Source organism: Leptospira interrogans, from assembly GCF_900156205.1.
Taxonomy (GTDB): domain Bacteria; phylum Spirochaetota; class Leptospiria; order Leptospirales; family Leptospiraceae; genus Leptospira; species Leptospira interrogans.
In genome coordinates, this window is record NZ_FTNA01000015.1 from 1 (window position 1) to 18,930 (window position 18,930).

Genomic DNA, 18,930 nt, shown 5'->3' on the forward strand with positions numbered 1-18,930 from the left:
CGATTCCAAACGATGAAGAGGAGGACAATAGAAGACTATGCACGGAACAAGAGAACTGGACAAGGCAACTAACGCAAAGTAAGAATCGACTTCATAGTTTATTTACTCAAGCCGGTTTGACACATATCACTAAAAAGCATTTAAGAACAAAAGCAAATAGAGAAATCTCTGTAGCCTTACTTCCAAGTCGATACCAAAAAGAAGCGGAAAGAATATTAAAAGTTTTAGATTTAGTGGAACAAAATCTAAAACTCATAGAAGAAGAAATTAAAGAAGCCTTAAAGAAAAATAAGGCTTATGCTCAAACGATTATGTCAATGCCTGGGATCGGTATGATTACTTCTTTGGCGATCATGAGTTATATGGGTAATTGTAAACGATTCTCTTCAGCTAAACAAGCCGCTTACTACGTTGGTCTTGTGCCCAGGGTTGATATTTCAGGTGACTCCGCTTATTACGGCAGAATTGTAAATCGTGGTTGTCATTCAATTCGAAGAGTGATCGTTCAAGCGGCTTGGAGTCTTGTCCGTTGTCAATATGGTGGTAAGATAAAAGAATTCTATCAAAGATTATATCCTAAAAAAGGTGCTAAAAAATCAATCATAGCCACTTCTCGCAAAATGATCGAAATCCTTTACACAATGATTAAAACGGGAGAACTTTTCGATTCTATGCCTGAAAAAGTATTGAATCGAAAATTAACTCAATATGGTCTTATGTAATAAAATTGCGGAAGGGATTGACACAAGAAACATAGGAGAAAGCCCGTTCTGTTGAGTTCATTTTGATTCTAAAATCCTATTCAACTTGTGGGGTTGGTTATGATAGAGAGCCGTTCTGCTTTAGTTCCCCGTTTTAATCCTTTTCGTATTGGAGCATACCGGAAACGCATTAATCAACACTTTGTCGCAACATTTACGGGCATTCAATCTTGTAGGGAGCAGTAAGAACTTATTAGAGTTGTCGGAAAGTTAATTTTCTTCCGTTTTTTCATTATTATTCGGACGCATAAAAACAATACTAAGTTGCATTTGTTTCAAAACTTAAAATGTGAGATTCTTTCAAAAACAACAATAATTCTAGGCTTGACGCAATTTTGCAAAAACTTCTATATCTTTAAAAAAATTACTCGTAATTTTGAATATCATTTTCATGCATCCGAGTAGTAAGACGAATGGGGAATCGTTCGTAGATATAGATTTTTTCGATGACTCTAATATAGAAATCAAAAACTATTATATAAAAATTTACTTTAGAAATTTCTAATGAAATTTTGGAATTCTTATCGATTCTTCTATATCTAGACGTTTGCGAATTTTTCAGCAGTTTTCGTTTATCAAGCTTTTAAGTTTCGAGAAAAGTTATTCTTTAAAACTATATAGTGAAGCCACTATTGCTTTGTGCTGAAGCATGATTTTATAATAAAAATTTACGATAATAAATTTTTGTAAGAATTGATATTAAATATAATATTAATTTTTCATAATATAAAAAAATATTAATTTATTTAGTTCGAATTGGAGACAATCATGTAATAATAATTACTTAAGTGATATATCTGTTTTTTTATTTTGAATTTTTTTTGTAAAAAAGTATATCTTTTTTGATACTGCGTCTCAGAATCCAGAAAATCAATTATTAACGAGGCTTAAAAATGCGAAACATTTTCCGAAAAAAAAATAATGAAATACGAAATACATACAAGAAATCGAAATCTTTAATAGGTTTTTATTGTCTCTTTATATTCTTTTTGAATTGTCTACCGGATAAACAAAAAGTACATGCAGATTTACTAATGTCTCTTTTACTTTTTTCAAAAGATCAAAATATTCAATTTGCAAATATAAGTGCAGAAAGAATAGGAATTGATGCTCAAGTATCTTCGGAAGTGGATATAAAAATTCTAAGTTACAATCTTTTTATGTATCATAAAGGACTTTTTAATTCTGGAAATTGGGGTCAAGAAAAAAGAGCACGGTTGCTTGTAGATTCAAAATATGTTAAAGATCAAGATGTACTTGTACTGGAAGGAGTTTTTGATACAAAATCGAAAAATATACTTATGAATGGACTCCGCTCTCAATACCCAAATCAAATCGATGTTATTGGAAGAGCTACATATGGTTGGAATCAAACTCTAGGTGATTTTAGAGCTTTTCCGCTGGATAACGATTATAATGGAGGAGTGATTGTCTTAAGCAAATGGCCTATTGAAGAAAAAATACAATATATCTTTGAAAATCACGGATGTGGAAACGACTACTATTATAACAAAGGATTTGTTTATGTAAAAATTAATAAACATGGTCGCAAATATCATATCATTGGAACTGACGTTCAAAATACTTCTTGTTCGGATTTGGGACAAAATGCAAGAAAACATCAGTTTGTAGAGATTAAAAATTTTATCAATTTAAAACAAGTGCCAAAAAACGAAACAATATTTCTGGCTGGAAGTTTTAACGTAAATAAAGGTAGTGCAGAATATCAAGATATTCTAATGATTTTAGGTGTAGATGAACCTCATTACGCAGGAATTTCTTTTACTTGGGATCCTAAAAAAAATGCAATTGCTTCTTACACCAGTGGTACAAATCAAGTATCCAGTTATTTGGAGTATATATTTGTTGTAGGAACTCATTTTAAACCTCAAGTTTGGCAAAATTTGGCATATGATCCCATAACCCCGACTACCTGGAATGTTGTCGGATACACAGGTTATGAGTTTTCCGATCGATATCCTGTTTACGGTTTTACTTATGCTGATTCTAATACTCCAACTCAATCCGCACACAGAAGAAAATACGACCAAGTATCTTTTGAATCAATGTCAACTGGAAAAAAAATTCAAGCTGATCCTAAACAAGCAAATGGTTGGTTACAAGTAAACGCATCAGATGAAACTGAATTTACAAAGTTCAATCTGCTGCAGGAAGCCGATCCTAAATCCGATACCAATTGTCTCAAAAGTGGGTATACTCGGATTGAACCTTCTTATTATCTAAATTATTATTGGAATTGGTGGCTCGGAGGAGGTAAGGGCAATTATGCTTACTATCCTAAATTTAACGATGCTTCTAATAATTTACAAATTCATGTTCTTGACGAAGAAGAATGTATAAAAGACGGAAGTAGAATTGTATTCAAAGATTATGATGGAGCTACTCTGGATTATTATTATCTTACGATTTGGGATGGTGGTAATTGGGATGGATATTTATATCTTTGGAATAAAACTTACAATTTAAGGGAAACTTTCAAAGTTAGATTGAACACAAAACCTGAAAGAGATTGGAAAGACGATTTAATTTATCGTTAGTCCTTGACTTTGGTTGAGTTTTTTAAAACGAACTTTTCTATAAAATCTAAAAATAACGATCCTAAAGTCGAATTTTTTCACAAAACCACTGTTTGGCGACTGTGATCAGAATTAAAAATTAATTTTATAGAGGTCATCTCAAAAATATTGTAGGATGTTGCTCTAAGAGACTCTAAGCTATTTTTGAGATGATTTATAACTTACTGATTTCTATAAAATTGAATATCATAAATTTTTATTGCAAATCCTATTTCGATGCAAAATGCTCGGTACTCTATTATATAGTTATCAGTAGTTATATTAATATTCTAATTCATTGATAGATTACCTAACTATGTCTATCAGCTTTCTTCTTTTTCCAGACTCTTACGCATGATAAAAATTGTTATCGCTAATACAAAAGAGATCACCGCACAAATGATAGAAACTAATTGAAACGAATCGGTAAATGCGTGTTTGGCGGAATGCAACAGAGAAAGTGCAATATCTTCTGGTAGTTCTTTAGCGACTGAGACAGCTGCACCTAATGTGCCTTTTGCGGATTCCATCGATTCCGGCGAGATTCCATTGAAGTTTAAGCCGTCCATACGATTTTTATAAACCGCGGTTCCGATACTTCCTAAAACGGCTATTCCTAAAACTCCACCAAATTCGACGCCGGTTTCTGAAATAGAGGCAGCGGCTCCGGCTCTTTCTGGAGGAGCGGAACCTACGATTAAATCTGTGCCTAAAATTACAACCGAACAGATTCCCAAAGATATGATTACAGAGCCTATTACAACATAAACAAGTCCAGAATTCGCATCAACTAACGCATAAAAGGCGAGTCCAACGATGTTTAAAACGAGACCTCCAGATACTACAATGATTGGACGAATTTTTCTAACTAACATAGGAACCGCGAGAGAACCCACGACGTTTCCGGCAGCAGAAGGAAGAGTCCAAAATCCTGCAACTAACGGTGATAAGCCGAGAACTAATTGTAAGTATTGAGCTAGAAATAAAAAACTACCCAACCCGACGAAAATGGTCAATGAGTTGGCGATCAGGGCGGCGCTAAAGGCAGGAACTTTAAACAACTGAAGATCGATTAAAGGATCTTTGAGATTTTGTTGTCTTCGGATAAAAAGTGTTCCGATTAAAAAACCACTAACGATGAAAAGGAATGAAAGAACTTCCCAGCCATCCTCAGCGACTCGTTTAAATCCGTATATGATACTCAAAACGGAACTCAAAGATAGGATTACGCTGGGAATGTCTAAACTTCCCGCGTTTGGATCTTTGAATTCGGGAAGAAGTTTAGGCCCTGCAATTAAAAGAAGAATCATAACTGGAACACTTAATAGAAAAACGGAACCCCACCAAAAATGTTCCAAAAGTAATCCACCAATTAAAGGACCGATTGCTCCACCGATGGAAAAGCTAGTCCCCCAGATTCCAATTGCGACCGTTCTTTGGTTTGCGTCTAAAAACATATTACGAATTAATGATAGAGTAGATGGAGCTAGGGTTGCGGCCGTAATACCTAATAAGGCTCTGGTTGCGATTAACATTTCCGCATTTTTGGAAAATGCCGCCAAAACGGACGCAACTCCAAATGATGCTGCGCCTATCATGAGAAGTTTTCTTCTTCCGATACGATCACCTAACGTACCCATGGTGACTAAAAAACCAGCCACTAAAAAGCCGTAGATGTCTACGATCCATAAAAGTTGGGAACCGGTAGGTTTTAGATCTTCCGTAAGATGAGGTACGGCTAAATACAATACGGTCAGGTCCATAGCATAAAGTAGACAAGGAAGTGCAATTACTGCAAGGCCGATCCATTCTTTTTTAGTAGCGAGATTTGTGTTTGTGGGATTCATTTTGTTTCTTCTTATAGAGGTTGATAATAGAGTAATACGTTGCCGGATTGGAATGTTTTTGTTTGAATTAACTTCAAACTTATTCGATTTTGAATTCCTTGGAATAAAGTTTTACCTTCGCCTAACACGATAGGATTTATGAAAATTCTAACTTCATCTATAAGTTTTTGTTCAATGAGTGTAGCGGCTAAACTGGAACTTCCAAAAATTGCTATATCTTTACCTTGCTGTTTTTTTAACTTAGCTACTTCTTTCTTAACATTATTATAAACTAATATAGAATTTTTCCATTTTACATTTGCTAAGGTTTTTGAAAAAACGATTTTGGTAATTTCATTCATCTTGGTTGCTATAATCGGATTGTCTACAATTGCAGTAGGCCAATAATTTGCCATAAGTTCGTATGTGATCCTTCCAAAAAGCAGAACATCCACTTGATCCAAAAAATCGATTGTATATTTATTAAATTCCTCATCAACTACGTGCCAATCAATGGTACTATTCGGTCCTTCAAAATATCCATTCATCGAAAGCATCGTTTGAAGAATGATTTTTCTCACGTTATATTTGCCTTATAATTGATAAGGGATCAATGTGCCGAAAAGATGATAATTCGATTTAGGCCCTTTCACCATCAGAGTCCAACGAATAAAATTGTAAGTATCGTGACAAAGATTACCATTTCCACGTAAGATCAAGGTGATAGATTGATTCGCTCCTAATCCAGGAGTGAAAATTCCGGTTTCTACCATTTTTGACGTTATGCGAAATTCTTTATAAAGTGCTGATTCTGAAATTGCCGGGGCCGGATTGATGTAGTCTATGTAAAAAACGGAAATTTTTTTTGGTAATTTTATTATTAGCGTTCCAGAATGGTTTTCAAGATCTCTAAATTCAAATATGAAACGATTTTTTTTCCAGGTAGCTTTTATTTTATATTCTCCAGAAGCGGGATGAATGCCCGTTATGGATTCTGGATCTTTCTCACCTAAAAAGAGAAAAGCTTTAGAATCAAAACGTAATTGTTCTAAAATATCTATGTATCTCGAGTCTAGATCTACTTCCGAATCAAATCGTTCGCCTATATTGGAACAACACGCACAAGGAAAAATGTTCCATTGAATTGGAAAAAGTAGGGTCAAGATCAATAAAATAAAAAAGGTCTTGAGACGAATGGTTTTTTTATTTAAGAATTTTATCATATAGTAATTTATATTTTTCTGCTTGTTTTTATAGAATTCGGTGTTTGCTGATATAATAGGATATTTATGAATTTTGAGAGAAGCCCATTTTTGGTGCTCTATTATATGCATTTGAATATTGCAAAAATGATTTTATTGAAAATGTAAGAAAGGTATATGCCAATTTTATAATTTATTCTTTTGATTAATTTTATTTTGAAATTATTAAATCGCTTTAGAAGAACATGTAATATATTTTAAAGCAAAAATGAATTGTTTTTGATGGGGTTTTGCTACAATGATTCTTGAAAAGAGTGCTATAAGTTTATTTAAAAAATTAAAATGTAGAACTTCTCTTAAAGAAGTTATTAGTTCTGTCTGGGGTAGTGGCAATCCAAAACAAGTTCTACATTTTTGCAAAATTTTACTGTTCATTTTCGATAGCATCTTCATGTTTCCTTGTAGTAAATCAGGATTTGTTTCAAAGACGATTTTTAGAACCTGTTTCTAAAATTTTAAAATCAATTGCTTTTCAAACGAATCAAATGTGGTAGTTCCCACATTTTAAAGTTTTAGTGTAAGTTTTAAGTTGATTCACCGTTACACTATTTAGAAGTTTTTGAACTATTGATTAATCATTCTCTTAAGTTCGACTTCTAACTTGTCAAAGTTTTGTTCGTTTCCTTCAATTACATATTTTTTAGCCTTTTCAAATTCTTGAAGAGATTCAAACAACATCCGGAAAATCACCTTTGTACTATTAGGTGATTCTTCTTCGAAAGTTGCAGTAACTCTAAAAATGTGTCCGGAAATGTGATCAAATACGAGTTTTTCTGGTTTTATAATTTCTACAAAGACGCTGTGATTTGCATAATCTGTACCGTCTGGGCCATGCATTGTAAAACGCCAGTGGCCTTCTGGTTTTAGATCGAATTCGTGAAACGTATTTGTAAAACCATTTGGTCCCCACCACGACCGTAGATGTTGTGGATCGGTCCAAGCTTTGAAAACAATTTCTCGTGATGCATTGACAACACGAACGCTAACGATTTCACGATCCGAAGCGGTTATAGTTTGATTGGACATATTCATTCTCCTAATTTTAATTCTTCGAAATTGTAAATACTAACTTTCTCTACGATCGTGTAGATAGAAATTTGAAACTTTAGGTCAAATATACAATCTAATCGATCAAAAGTTTTTGAAAATCCGGATTAGATTCCATTGAAATTTTCTTCAAAATTTGTATTCATCGGATCTTCCATAATTTTAAGAATTTTTAATATTTTTTTGAGAAAAAACATTAAAAATTATTGATATACTAAATTTTGAAATCTTAATGGAATCGGTTATATTTATTTTTCCTCTACGATCGTTTTAATATTATTTAAACCGGTTTCAAAATCTTTTCCGATCATCTGATCCATATCGTAGAATAGTCCCATCAATTTGGAGATGAAGGCATTAGGGCCATACATTGCCCAGGTGACGTTAGTTTTACCGTCTTTGGCTACAAACGTAAATTCGGCGGTATTATGGGCTTCAAAAGGAGAAATAAAATCTAACTTCATTTTGATATTGGAAGGCGAATTTGATTCTATAATTTCCATACGTCCTTTTCCTACTTCGCTGTTTCCTTCCCACTCGTAAACGGAACCTAAACCAATAGACGCACCGCTATAAGACCGTTTCATTCCCGGATCTAGTTTTTCCCAAGGAGACCAAGAAGGCCAATTATGATAATCATTAACGAAAGTAAAAATTTTTCCGGGTTGTGCCTTTATGCTTAGTGTTCTTTCAAAACGGAATTCTGCCGGTTTTGTGGAAGCGACCGCGATGATCCCTATAACTAAAGCTGCAAATACAGCTAACACTGATAAAACGATCATTTTTGATTTAGACATAAAACTCTCCTAATATAGTTTTTAACCTTTTTGTTTTGCCAGGTATTCCACCAAACGATCCATAGTTTGGTTGAGACCTTCGATAGCGCCGTATTTCTCAACGGTTTCGTTACGTTGTTGAGCCGTGTTGAAAAGCATAGTCATATCCAAGATGGTTTTTCCATTTTGTTCCGAAAAAAGAACAGTAACGTGAAAATCTCCCGGATGGTCTTTCATATCAGAGCCGTGTTTATAGACTAGTTTTTCTGGACGAATCACTTCTAAAAAGACGATCAGATTTGGATAATCTGTACCGTCTGGGCCGTGCATTATGAACTTCCAGATGCCGCCGGGCTTGACGTCCATGGTTTCGAATGTATTTGTAAAACCTTTAGGCCCCCACCAATGAATAACGTGTTCCGGGTCCGTCCACATCCTAAAAACGAGATCTCTAGGTGCGTCAAAGATTCGGGTTACACGAATTTCTCTATCCGCAGTTGAAGTGTTATTTGCGTTCATCATGGTTCCTTTTCAATAATTACTAAATTTATTTCAGATTTAAAAATGAATTGAATCAATAATTTTATTTTTAGAATATTCAATATTTTGTATTTAACGTTTATCCTAAGATTTGTCCGACTTTATATAGTAGAATTTGGTTCTTCATTTTTTAAAGTTTACTGAACGCTCATATAACAGAATACCGCTAATTTATATTTAAGAAGCCGATTCTCATCACAATTAAAGATACCTAACAATTCGGAATCAGTAAGACAAACTTTGGTTGTATTCAAATCGATTTTATTTAAGAATCGATTCTAGTTTGTCTAAACATTCGTTCCAACTCGCGTTGGTCATATCTCTTATTTCTCCGGCGGGAATACCCGTATGATGTAGAATTAATTTTGTTTTTCCTTGATGATCTTCAAAGACAAGTGTAATTAAAATAGATTCGGGCCAATCTCCTTGGATTCCATAAGCAGAAGCGGGAACAACATTACCATCTTTATCCGCAAAATTATCCGTTTGGACGATTTTTTCGGGCCTGACAATTTCTTTATAAACTCCGGTGGACCAAAACTCTTGTTCTTCGGGAGAACGCATACAGAAAAGGTATTTACCTCCCACCTTAAAATCAATCTTACATATCGGGCATGTAAAACCTTTAGGTCCCCACCATCGCATCAATTGTTCAGGGATAGTCCAGGCGTCAAAAATGGTTTCTCTAGGCGCATTAAAAATTCGAGTAATGAGCAATTCGTCTTTGGTTTGATTTGTCGTATTTTTCATATCATTCTCCTTTCACTTTTTTGTATTTTTTAAAAAACATAAAGTTGAATTTTAAATTAATAAAATAGAATATTCTTAAAGTAGAATTTTCTTATAGATGCCAGATTCCTTCCAGTCGTCTGGACGCGGGACGTAAGGCCCAAGACAAGGCCACTAAAACTAAACCGATCATGGGCATTATAACATGTATGATTTCCATTCCAGCAGCCGCATTGGAAATAGAAGCAGAGGTAAGATTAAAAAACATTCCTGCATAAGCCCATTCTTTTAAAAGGGGGAAACGTGGAGCCGTGATGGCGATTGCGCCGAGCAGTTTCCAAACTCCAAGAATGGTTATAAAATACATTGGATAACCGAGTTTAGTTATTCCGGCGACTACCTCTGGTCCGCGATTGAAATAGGCGTAACTAGCGAACGCGTAGTTAGCCGCGATCACAGCGGTTACAATCCAATAGATGATAGTTTTAATTTTTTCCTGATTCATGATCTGTTTTCCTTTTTTGTTGTGATTCTTTTTGTTGTAGTTCTCTTAAGTATTCGTCCAGACGATCGAGTCTTGCTTCCCACATCTGACGATATTCGTCAATCCAGTCGGCTGCTTCTTTCAAAGGCCCTGCTTCCAAACGGGAGGGTCTCCATTGGGCTTCACGGCCCCTGGAAATAAGCCCAGCTTTTTCCAACACCTTAAGGTGTTTTGTGATCGCAGGCAAACTGATCGCAAAAGGCTCCGCAAGTTGTTTTACGGTGACCTCTCCATAACGAAGAGTTGCCAGAATTTTACGGCGGGTTGGGTCCGCTAAGGCTGCAAAAGTGAGGCTCAATGAATCTGTTTCTTGTTGAACCATATAGTTAATTAACCTATTGGTTAAATTGAATCATTCTCAGATTTTTGTCAATCCATTTCGCTCTAAAGAATTCGAAAAATGTGTCAAAAAAGAGAGAGTTCAAAAGACTATATCTGAAAAAAAGAAACGTTCAATCCGAATCTTTGGTTTTTATCCAAAATAATAATTTGGTATCAAACTTATGGACTTGGAATTTCTGTTCAAGATATGACTGAGTTGTTAGTTTAATCTCTGAGGATTGATTTTTTGTAAAAAGTGTTGGAACTATGATTCGAAATTCAAAGATTTCTAATATACAGTTTTTGATTTGTATGGAAGTTTATTGGATTGTGTATGAGTTCCTACGTTTACAAGATTTATCTGTAAAAATTGCAATTTGTGATAGTTCCCACAAACTGAATCGCATCACGAATTTTTAAACATTCATTTTTCGTGTGAGTTCCCACATTTCTAGAATCTAACTGTAAAACCTGGATTATGGAAGTAGTTCCTACAATTTACGTCATATTGTGAGTATATGGTTTTTGAAATACTTTTTTGTAATTCAATTTTTGTAATAGTTCCCGCGAGTTATGTTTCATCTTTCTTTTTACTCTGAAATTTTTAAATGAATTCACGTTATTTAACATGAGTTACTTTTCTGAAAAAAAGTTGGAATCTGAAACTTTATAGATCAATTCCTAAAATGTGGGAACTACTGCATCATAACTTTACGAATAAATTCTAAAATTGTAGAAACTCATACTTAAAAAATTCTTTCTTATTTTCTTACATTGAACTCACGTTATCAAGAACTTGTCCCAAATCTTAAACACCGATCTGCGGAGCGACCATAGAAGCGATGCATTGAGTTTAGGAAGGTGTTTGCCGAGTTACTTCGAGCGGTCCCCTGTGGAAAAAGCGCCCGGAAAACTCAGCGAATGCCACCTCTTTAAGGATCAGTATTCAGGAAGTGAGACGCTGAGGAGCCTTAGAAAGTGAGATTGAGTTTCACAAAAATATGGAACTACTACGAAAACTTAACGGCATTAGAACTGTTTGAAAATTCGCAAAATTGCGACCTAATTTGTAGGAACTACTGCATTTTATTAAAAATTTTTAAAGAATTATCACGTAAAATTCTTTGAGATTTTGGGACAAACTTTTAATTTTTATGAAAGAATGAGTTTATAAGAGGGATTCTCGTTATGGGTTTATGTTTTCTTATCAAATAGAGCGTTTAGTCTTGTATAAAAAATGAGGTAGTTTCTACAATTTACAGAATCTTATAATAGCGTGAGTTCGGTATAAAATGCGAAAGCGATTATTATGCTGCGATCCGTAGAAAAGCTGCATTGAATTTATTATTCGCCCCAATTTTCTTACATCGAACCCACGTTATAATAGGATTTGAAAAGTTCTATTTAACGGTTCTGATTAGTAGAAGTGATTCAAGATTTACAGGAAAATCATATTTTTCTAATGTTTGAGCTACACTAGTTTTTTCAGTAGGAAAAATAGAATAGAAATTGAGCTTGTTATTTAAAGAAATTTTATAAAACTATTTCAGAATTGATTTTCAATAAATTTAAGTTTAATGATTCGTTTACAATTGAGGCAATTATGAATTCACAATTAAAGGAATTTACATATGAGATTCCAGTTCTTTGGAGTCAATGTGATCCTAACGGACATTTGAATGTTGGGAATTTTCAAGTGTTTCTTCACGAAGGTAGAATGGTCGCATTAGAAGAGGCTGGTTTTAGCTATGAAAAAATGAGAGAAGAAAATATCGGACCAATGATTTTGAGATCGGAAACCGATTATAAAGCGGAAATTCGTTATCCGGAAGCGGTGATAGTAATTACAAGTTTTGGAGAATTAAAAGGCTCTCGTTGTAAAATTTTTCAAAAACTCATTCGAAAATCAGATGGTAAGATCGCTTGCGAATCTGTTTCGGATTGTATCTTATTTGATTTTTCTAAAAAAAGACCTTGGAAATATCCTGATTCTTTGCTCGTCGCTTTTGGTGCTAAGTGAGCTTAAGAGTTTTTTGGATTTCAATAAAGTCAGACCATTTTTGTTTTGTGGGTTTTAAAAAATCGATTATTGTCGTAGAAATGTAGTTAGGTGGGATGTTATTAAAAATGTTAGAGAGTGAAATATGAGTATTCCAGATTTTCAAAGTGCTATGTTACCTATATTAAAGATACTGAATGAGAAAAGAGAGTCAAGCACTTCTACGATACGTGACGGAGTTGCAATTGTTTTTAAAACAACTGAACAAGAAAGACGTGAATTATTACCTTCTGGAAAAACTAGAATTTTTGACAATAGAGTAGCATGGTCAATCACTTATCTTAAAATGGCCGGTCTTATTCAATCACCTAAGAGATCGTTTTATTCAATTACAAATGAAGGAAGTCAATTTCTAAAAACTAACCCTGAACGAATTGATAATAATGTTTTACAACAATTTGAATCGTTTCAAGAGAAAAAATTCAAAACAAATGTGCTTCAAGGAGATAGTTTAGGAGTAAATGAATACATCCAAACTCCTGATGAAATGATGGAAACTGGGTATAGTAAAATAAGAAAAGATTTAGCAGAAGAATTACTCAATAAAATCAAATCTTGTAATCCGTATTTCTTTGAATCTATAGTATTAGATTTGTTGATTAAACTTGGATATGGGGGATCTGATGAAAAAAATAAAAAAGTAACAAAGAAATCAAATGATGAAGGAATAGATGGAATTATTAAAGAAGATAAGCTCGGGCTTGATTTAATTTATGTTCAAGCAAAGAAGTGGGAAAATCCAGTTAGTGGCACTGAAATTCAAAAATTTGCTGGAGCCTTACAAGTTCAAAGAGCTAAAAAAGGGATTTTTATTACAACTTCTATGTTTACTACAAATGCTCATGAGTATGTTTCCAAAATGGATTCAAAAATTGTGTTAATTGATGGCGCTGAACTTACTGATTTGATGATTGAGTATAATGTTGGCGTATCAACAAAACAAACGTATGAAATTAAAAAAGTAGATTTAGAATATTTTAATGAGGATTAATAATATTGCCTAACTTTGATTTATTGCATCTTGCGGAGGACGGTATTCTCTCTGTGAGAGATGACATGAATGAGTTTAAAAAAGTTGGTCGAATAAAATTTTCACTTTCCAAAATCTTGAAGTTCTTTATTTTGAAAAGGAATGTAATTGCGCTTCATTCTAAACAGAAACCAATTGAAAATATTCCTGGTTTGAATCATACGATTGCTTTAATATTCGGTTTTCTTGAATTGAGTAATGTAAATATCGTAGTAGGACAAGTAAATTGTTTAGAGCTAATTTGTTTTTTATAATAGAGTTGTTGAAAAATTAATTCTTGATCTGTTTTCGTTGTATTGAAACGGACAATTGAAGCAATTTTACAAATCTTCACTATGGAATTTTTCAACAACCTTAATCTTATTTATGATACTCTTACTCGTTTAGATCCAAGTTTCGCAGGAGTTTATAAAATTCAAGTTTACGATCCAAAAATGTTGATTCTCTAATACTTTATTTAAAATAACTTAACGTGAGTTCAACGTAAGAAAATGAGAAAGAATTTTCTAAAAGTATGAGTTCCTACATTTAAGATTTGTTCGTAAAATCGTGATTTGCAGTAGTTCCCACATCCATTTTACAGAAAAATCTAAATTTTTTGTGAGTTTTCACACTTGAATACGAAAGATTCAATTGTTATAAACTTCTATTTTTTAAATTGAGGTAGTTCCCGCATTTTAGGAATCGATCTGTAAAATTCAAATTTCGACTTTTTTCAGAATCATGAGTTCCGCCAAACTTACGTTATTTAGATTGGCATTTAAGAGTGATGCGTTTGAGTAACAACATTGAGTTTTTATTTTTCAAGATTTTCTTACGCCGAATTCACGTTAACTTAACACGTTGTAACTTCAATCTATTCCGTCCGCCCACAAAGTTATCCGATTCATTGTTGTTAGTCGAAATAATTCATTGTAGGACTGTAAAAAATTTAGACTCTTAGCAAGCCTCGGAATCCTCTGACCGCATAATAAGATTCTGCACCGTTATGATATACGAAAACATGTCCGTAACGGAAATCAGCAAAGATGGCCCCGCCTAATTTTCTAATATTAGAAGGTGTTTTTATCCAGCTCGATGTTTTTGTATCAAACTTTCCAAATTTTTGTAATTCTCGATATTGTTCTTCTGCTAAAATTTCAATTCCCATGGAAGCAGCCATATCAAGAGCATTATCTTTTGGCTTATGTTCTTTTCTTGATTCTAATGCTTCTCGATCGTAACAAACACTTCTGCGGCCTTTAGGGCTTTCCATTGAACAATCATAAAAAATATACTCACTCGTCTTTTGATCATAGGCGATAACGTCTGGTTCGCCGCCGGTTTTTTCCATTTCATTGAGTGACCACAGTTTTTCAGAGTTGGCTTCTAGTTTTGTTTTTACTTTAGTCCATTCAAGATCCTTATGACGATTCATGTTTTTTGCAAAACGGTCTTTCAATGTACTGAGTAGTTCTTCGCGTTGTTCCGCCGCCAACTTCTTCTTATTTTTATTTACTTTGCTCATACTTTTATATGATTTTTGCCGAATGGGTGTGTCAAGCGTATCCGATATAAATTTATTTCAAAAGTTTACTACTGATCTCTATAAAATTGAATACCGTTAATTTTATCACAAAACACTGATTCCATGTAAAATATAGGTACTTTATTATATAGTTATGAGTAATAGATATTTTGCTACTGCTCCAGACGAAACTGAATGTTTGTATCGAAATGAAATTTGAATCATAATTTAACTTGAGTAACTCGAAATGGATTTGCGGGGAAATCAGCAGAACATTCTTTCAAACTAAAGCCGTCTCGCTTTTTGAACTCAACACATCGCTCTAGAAACTCAGCAAACGCTTTCTAAACTGAAACTAAAGACGATTATTATATCATATTTTCTGCATGCAATTTATTGATCAGAGGTTTGCTGGTGACAGTCGAATTCGCCCTGATTTTCTTAGGTCGAATTCACGTTAATTTAAATCAATGATTTTGTTTGGTGTGATTACAATTAAAAACAAAGATTTTGGAAATTAAGAACTTGTCCCAAAACTTTAAAGAATTTACATGATAGTTCTTTCGAAATTTTTAATAAAACACAATGGTTCCTACAAAAACCGTCACATTTGGTAATTTGCGAACTTTCAAGCAATTCTAATATTGTTAAATTTTTGTGAGAGTTCCCACAGATTAAGTCACATGATTAATTTTTCGTGATAGAAATTCGTAAGAGTTCCCACATTTTCAAAATTTAACTGCAAACATAGATGTTGTGATAATTCCTACATTTTATTTTTACATAAAAATCAGGTTTTATAAAATAAATTTCAGCCATCGAACTCACGTCGGAGTTAATATCTTTTACAACGTGAGAGCTCCCACATTTTTAAGAATTCTTGTTTTAAAAAAAGGATAATTCTACTTTGTAAGAAATGCCTAGTTCCGATAAAGCCATAGAAATTCAAAAATTAAATCTCCGATTGGGTCAAAGGATAATCTTAGATTCGATTTCTTTCGAAGTGAATTCCGGAACGATACTTGGAATTTTAGGTCGTTCCGGTTCAGGTAAAACTTCTCTTTTCCGAGCGATTTTAGGAGTTCCTACAACCACGAATCTGGAACAAAGCGGATCGATTTATTTTTTTGGAAAGGCCCGAAAAGAAATTCCGATCCATCATTTACAACCAGTCTTTCAAGATCCTGTCGGAAGTTTCAACCCTGCCTGGTCTTTGGAAAAAGCTTTGAAAGAACCACTCCGAATTTTAGGGGGAGAAATTGCAAATAGGGGAGAGGCTTTTTTCCCAGATTTACTAGAGTCTTTTCGGTTGGCAAATAAAGATCTCAATCGAAATGTACTTTCTTTTTCCGGAGGTGAACTACAAAGGGCAGCGATTCTTCGCGCTCTTCTTACTGAACCTAAGATTCTTTTTTTGGACGAGGCATTAGGTGCTTTGGATCCAATCCTTTTGAACGATGTATTACAATTTTTAAAGAGGATTTCCAGGGAAAGGAAAATTACGATTTTATTAATTACTCATAGTTTGAGGACGGCTCAAAAATTCTGCAATCAAATTGGAATATTAGAAAAAGGTAAATTATTAGATTTTGGAACAACGGAAGAAGTGTTTACGAATTATAAAAGTTCTTTTACGGGGGAACTCATTCGTGCGATCGATTTGAGTTCCCTCCGCGCTTGATCAGATGTCGATCTGATAGAGATTTTTTCTGTCTTTTTTGTCTTTGTAAAGTGCGATCATAATATCGATTCGGTAGATCGAAGATCTGAGGCTAGACTCTAAAAGTCTAAGCGCTTTGATCTGATTTTCCAAAGAAATATCAGCCACTTTTGTATTCTCTATTTTGTCGAATCTTTCGAGTTTGACCTGAGATGCCAATACGTCCGGAGGAGTGAAAATCAGTCTTTTGTTTTCAAAAGCGAATTCGTATTGAATTCTTTTTTTCTCCGAGGCAAGTTCAACTTCCTTGATTTTGCCAGCCTCAAACCTGAAACGAACATACTTGAGTAGGTTGCTCTCGTATCCTTCGTCAAAAGTAAAAGGAATGTCTTCCGTGACGATTGTTTGCACCTTTTCCAGTTCCGGTCTCAGAATTACGAGAAGAGAGTGTTTCTTCTCCAAATCTGTAAGCCTTTCATTGATTGTGGCTTCCAGATCTCTGACTATTTTCTGAAGGGATTTTGTGTAAGAACTTCCTTGTTCAGAAAATACGTCGGAACGACTCAGGTCTGCTTGTCCTTTCTCTTTATTCTGCGCAAATGCAGGAACGTTAAGGAGGATAAACAAGATTGTGAGCCAGGTGATTTTTTTCATAAATTCCTCCACGTTCAAGATAAAGGAAGAAAATTGAAAAAAGCAAACCTTTTTCATTCGTTTTTATTTTCTTCTTCCAAGGACTTGATTTCGGCGAAACGTTGTGCGAGATCCCTTCTTCTTTCGATCACCTTATATGAAAATTCGGAAAAGAATGGATCGTTCGGATATTTCAGAAGTTGTTCGTATTGATCTGCAGCTGTGACATAATCGCCTACTTTACTGGCGGTTTCGGCATAGTAGAAATGAAACTTTTTATTATATTGTTTCTTTTGTCCTAAATCATCCACAAGTTCGGTATTCTTAAATATTCTGTAGGCGTATAGATCTTTGGAAGAGAGTAGTTCGATTCTGGCTTTTCCCAATCTTGCGTCTGGGCTTTGTTCGTCTATTTTTGCAGCTTCTTTGATATAGATCAATGCACGATTTCTGAGATCGGTTCGAATGTAGTGGTCTGCTAAAAGTAGTAACGCTTCCGTATGAAATTTATTAAGACTAACCGCTTTTTTCCATAAAATCGTCGCATTGATCGGTTCTCTCATGATTTCGTATAATGTTCCTAAATGAATAAAGGTTCTATAATATTCAGGAATTTCAGAGCTTGCATATTCAAATTGGATAATGGATTTCTGATATTTTTTTTCCAGATGATATGCTCTTCCTAAGTTGTATCGAAATGGAAAAAATTTTGGATCGAATCGAACTCCTTCTTCGAGCATAGTAATCGCTTTGAGCCTATCTTCGGTTTTTCCTTTTTCTAATAGAGATACTGCTTCATTATTAAAAAGACCTGAGTTTAGAATTTCTTTTCCTTCAAATTGAAAACTTCCTTGGGAAAGAGGTGGGTCCCCTTTCCAATTTCTTCCCGCAGTCAGTATAAAGTCTTGTTCCGTTCTTAAAAAGGAACCGTTGTTATAATACTCGGGGGAAAGTATCTCGTTTTCTCCCCAGAGTAATCCGGAATAGTATTGTCCTCCGATTTGTATTTGTGCTTCGATTGTCTGATCAGTAAAAGCAAAAACGAATAAGAAATAAAAAAGGATCTTCTGAAAGTAGGAATGAAAAACGAATTGAAAGAAAGAAAAATTGATTTTTTTTAAATCGTTTAAAATGCGATTTAAAATCAGGTTTGAACAACTGAGTTTATAGAATCGTAAACGAACTGGGTTCAAATACAAAAAATGGTTCATAACTTTAAGCCAAAACTTTCTGGATTTTCGGTTTTTTAAAACGCGGAACCCTCACGTAATTTTAAAATCGATTCTAAAATGTGAGGACTTGCCGGTAATTTTGAAACTAATAATAAACTATGGAAAACACTCTTTTTTTCATCAATAGGTTTTGGTTCATTGAGTAAACCTAACAGTCTGTAAAAAATTGCCTGTATAAAAGAAAATATTTTCATAAAATCGGATCGCGTTCAAACCTAAAATAAAACGTTCTTTGAACTCAGAACATGTTCTCTACCATAACCAATCCACAAGTGTTATCTCAAGATCAATCTGTCGGAATTACAACAAATCCTCTGTAAAACTTAGTTCCCACCATGCAGAGCGACCCATCACCTTACCCACAAATAATTGGATCTCAAGATCTATCGTCGGAATTACGACAAAATCTTCTGTAAAACTTAGTTCC

General features: G+C 34.1%; 20 protein-coding genes. 6 read left to right on the plus strand and 14 right to left on the minus strand.

Going from position 1 to position 18,930, the window contains the following annotated elements; translation table 11 throughout:
• A partial coding sequence (locus BW942_RS12775; RefSeq protein WP_139325929.1) for an IS110 family RNA-guided transposase occupies nucleotides 1–722 on the plus strand: 722 nt, incomplete at its 5' end.
• A gap of 932 nt (nucleotides 723–1,654) precedes the next feature.
• Complete coding sequence (sphH, locus tag BW942_RS12780; RefSeq protein WP_001244256.1) at nucleotides 1,655–3,319, plus strand: sphingomyelin phosphodiesterase-like hemolysin SphH; 1,665 nt, start codon at nucleotides 1,655–1,657, stop codon at nucleotides 3,317–3,319.
• Between the two features lie 341 nt (nucleotides 3,320–3,660).
• Here sphH and BW942_RS12785 read toward each other — a convergent pair whose 3' ends face one another.
• The 10 genes from BW942_RS12785 to BW942_RS12830 all read right to left on the minus strand — a co-directional run bounded on the left by BW942_RS12785 (nucleotide 3,661) and on the right by BW942_RS12830 (nucleotide 10,383).
• Nucleotides 3,661–5,184 carry an MFS transporter gene (locus BW942_RS12785; protein WP_001070149.1) on the minus strand — a complete coding sequence of 508 codons (1,524 nt, stop codon included), beginning with the start codon at nucleotides 5,182–5,184 and terminating at the stop codon, nucleotides 3,661–3,663.
• A gap of 11 nt (nucleotides 5,185–5,195) precedes the next feature.
• Nucleotides 5,196–5,720, minus strand: a complete 525-nt coding sequence (locus BW942_RS12790) for a dihydrofolate reductase family protein (protein ID WP_000950363.1) — start codon at nucleotides 5,718–5,720, stop codon at nucleotides 5,196–5,198.
• Between the two features lie 36 nt (nucleotides 5,721–5,756).
• Nucleotides 5,757–6,386: a hypothetical protein gene (locus tag BW942_RS12795; protein ID WP_000589286.1), complete on the minus strand. Its 630-nt coding sequence runs from the start codon at nucleotides 6,384–6,386 to the stop codon at nucleotides 5,757–5,759.
• Between the two features lie 204 nt (nucleotides 6,387–6,590).
• A complete protein-coding gene (locus BW942_RS12800) occupies nucleotides 6,591–6,818 on the minus strand; it encodes a hypothetical protein (RefSeq protein ID WP_000783154.1) in 228 nt (75 codons plus the stop codon).
• A gap of 171 nt (nucleotides 6,819–6,989) precedes the next feature.
• Nucleotides 6,990–7,457 (minus strand): SRPBCC family protein, encoded by a 468-nt coding sequence (locus BW942_RS12805; protein WP_001057349.1) that lies wholly within the window; start codon nucleotides 7,455–7,457, stop codon nucleotides 6,990–6,992.
• Between the two features lie 263 nt (nucleotides 7,458–7,720).
• Nucleotides 7,721–8,269, minus strand: coding sequence for an SRPBCC family protein (locus tag BW942_RS12810; protein ID WP_000045629.1), 549 nt, complete (start codon nucleotides 8,267–8,269; stop codon nucleotides 7,721–7,723).
• A 21-nt stretch (nucleotides 8,270–8,290) separates the two neighbouring features.
• The gene (locus BW942_RS12815) at nucleotides 8,291–8,767 is read right to left on the minus strand and encodes an SRPBCC family protein (protein WP_000993325.1); all 477 of its coding nucleotides are present in this window, start codon (nucleotides 8,765–8,767) and stop codon (nucleotides 8,291–8,293) included.
• A 282-nt stretch (nucleotides 8,768–9,049) separates the two neighbouring features.
• Nucleotides 9,050–9,538, minus strand: a complete 489-nt coding sequence (locus BW942_RS12820; protein WP_000799620.1) for an SRPBCC domain-containing protein — start codon at nucleotides 9,536–9,538, stop codon at nucleotides 9,050–9,052.
• Between the two features lie 91 nt (nucleotides 9,539–9,629).
• A complete protein-coding gene (locus tag BW942_RS12825) occupies nucleotides 9,630–10,022 on the minus strand; it encodes a DoxX family protein (RefSeq protein WP_001071058.1) in 393 nt (130 codons plus the stop codon).
• Nucleotides 10,003–10,383 carry an ArsR/SmtB family transcription factor gene (locus BW942_RS12830; protein WP_000250565.1) on the minus strand — a complete coding sequence of 127 codons (381 nt, stop codon included), beginning with the start codon at nucleotides 10,381–10,383 and terminating at the stop codon, nucleotides 10,003–10,005. The genes BW942_RS12825 and BW942_RS12830 overlap by 20 nt, the downstream gene beginning before the upstream one ends.
• Before the next feature lie 1,602 nt (nucleotides 10,384–11,985).
• Between BW942_RS12830 and BW942_RS12835 the strand changes: the two genes are divergently transcribed.
• The 3 genes from BW942_RS12835 to BW942_RS12845 all read left to right on the plus strand — a co-directional run bounded on the left by BW942_RS12835 (nucleotide 11,986) and on the right by BW942_RS12845 (nucleotide 13,725).
• Complete coding sequence (locus BW942_RS12835) at nucleotides 11,986–12,402, plus strand: acyl-CoA thioesterase (protein ID WP_001088078.1); 417 nt, start codon at nucleotides 11,986–11,988, stop codon at nucleotides 12,400–12,402.
• Between the two features lie 124 nt (nucleotides 12,403–12,526).
• Nucleotides 12,527–13,432 (plus strand): restriction endonuclease, encoded by a 906-nt coding sequence (locus BW942_RS12840; RefSeq protein ID WP_000026697.1) that lies wholly within the window; start codon nucleotides 12,527–12,529, stop codon nucleotides 13,430–13,432.
• A 5-nt stretch (nucleotides 13,433–13,437) separates the two neighbouring features.
• Nucleotides 13,438–13,725: a flagellar hook-basal body protein gene (locus BW942_RS12845; RefSeq protein ID WP_001132427.1), complete on the plus strand. Its 288-nt coding sequence runs from the start codon at nucleotides 13,438–13,440 to the stop codon at nucleotides 13,723–13,725.
• A 677-nt stretch (nucleotides 13,726–14,402) separates the two neighbouring features.
• Here BW942_RS12845 and BW942_RS12855 read toward each other — a convergent pair.
• A complete protein-coding gene (locus BW942_RS12855; protein ID WP_000049027.1) occupies nucleotides 14,403–14,978 on the minus strand; it encodes a DUF4256 domain-containing protein in 576 nt (191 codons plus the stop codon).
• A gap of 916 nt (nucleotides 14,979–15,894) precedes the next feature.
• On the opposite strand from BW942_RS12855, the gene BW942_RS12870 reads away from it, so the two are divergent.
• Nucleotides 15,895–16,659, plus strand: coding sequence for an ABC transporter ATP-binding protein (locus BW942_RS12870; protein WP_001141158.1), 765 nt, complete (start codon nucleotides 15,895–15,897; stop codon nucleotides 16,657–16,659).
• Here the strand turns inward: BW942_RS12870 and BW942_RS12875 are convergent, their stop codons facing one another.
• Genes BW942_RS12875 through BW942_RS12885 form a run of 3 tightly spaced genes read right to left on the minus strand, consistent with a single transcriptional unit; the run spans nucleotide 16,660 to nucleotide 18,697 of the window.
• Nucleotides 16,660–17,349 (minus strand): hypothetical protein, encoded by a 690-nt coding sequence (locus tag BW942_RS12875; protein ID WP_000754808.1) that lies wholly within the window; start codon nucleotides 17,347–17,349, stop codon nucleotides 16,660–16,662.
• Nucleotides 17,346–18,482: a tetratricopeptide repeat protein gene (locus BW942_RS12880; protein ID WP_001015340.1), complete on the minus strand. Its 1,137-nt coding sequence runs from the start codon at nucleotides 18,480–18,482 to the stop codon at nucleotides 17,346–17,348. The genes BW942_RS12875 and BW942_RS12880 overlap by 4 nt, the downstream gene beginning before the upstream one ends.
• Before the next feature lie 35 nt (nucleotides 18,483–18,517).
• Nucleotides 18,518–18,697, minus strand: a complete 180-nt coding sequence (locus BW942_RS12885) for a hypothetical protein (protein ID WP_000689258.1) — start codon at nucleotides 18,695–18,697, stop codon at nucleotides 18,518–18,520.
• Between the last annotated feature and the right edge of the window lie 233 nt (nucleotides 18,698–18,930).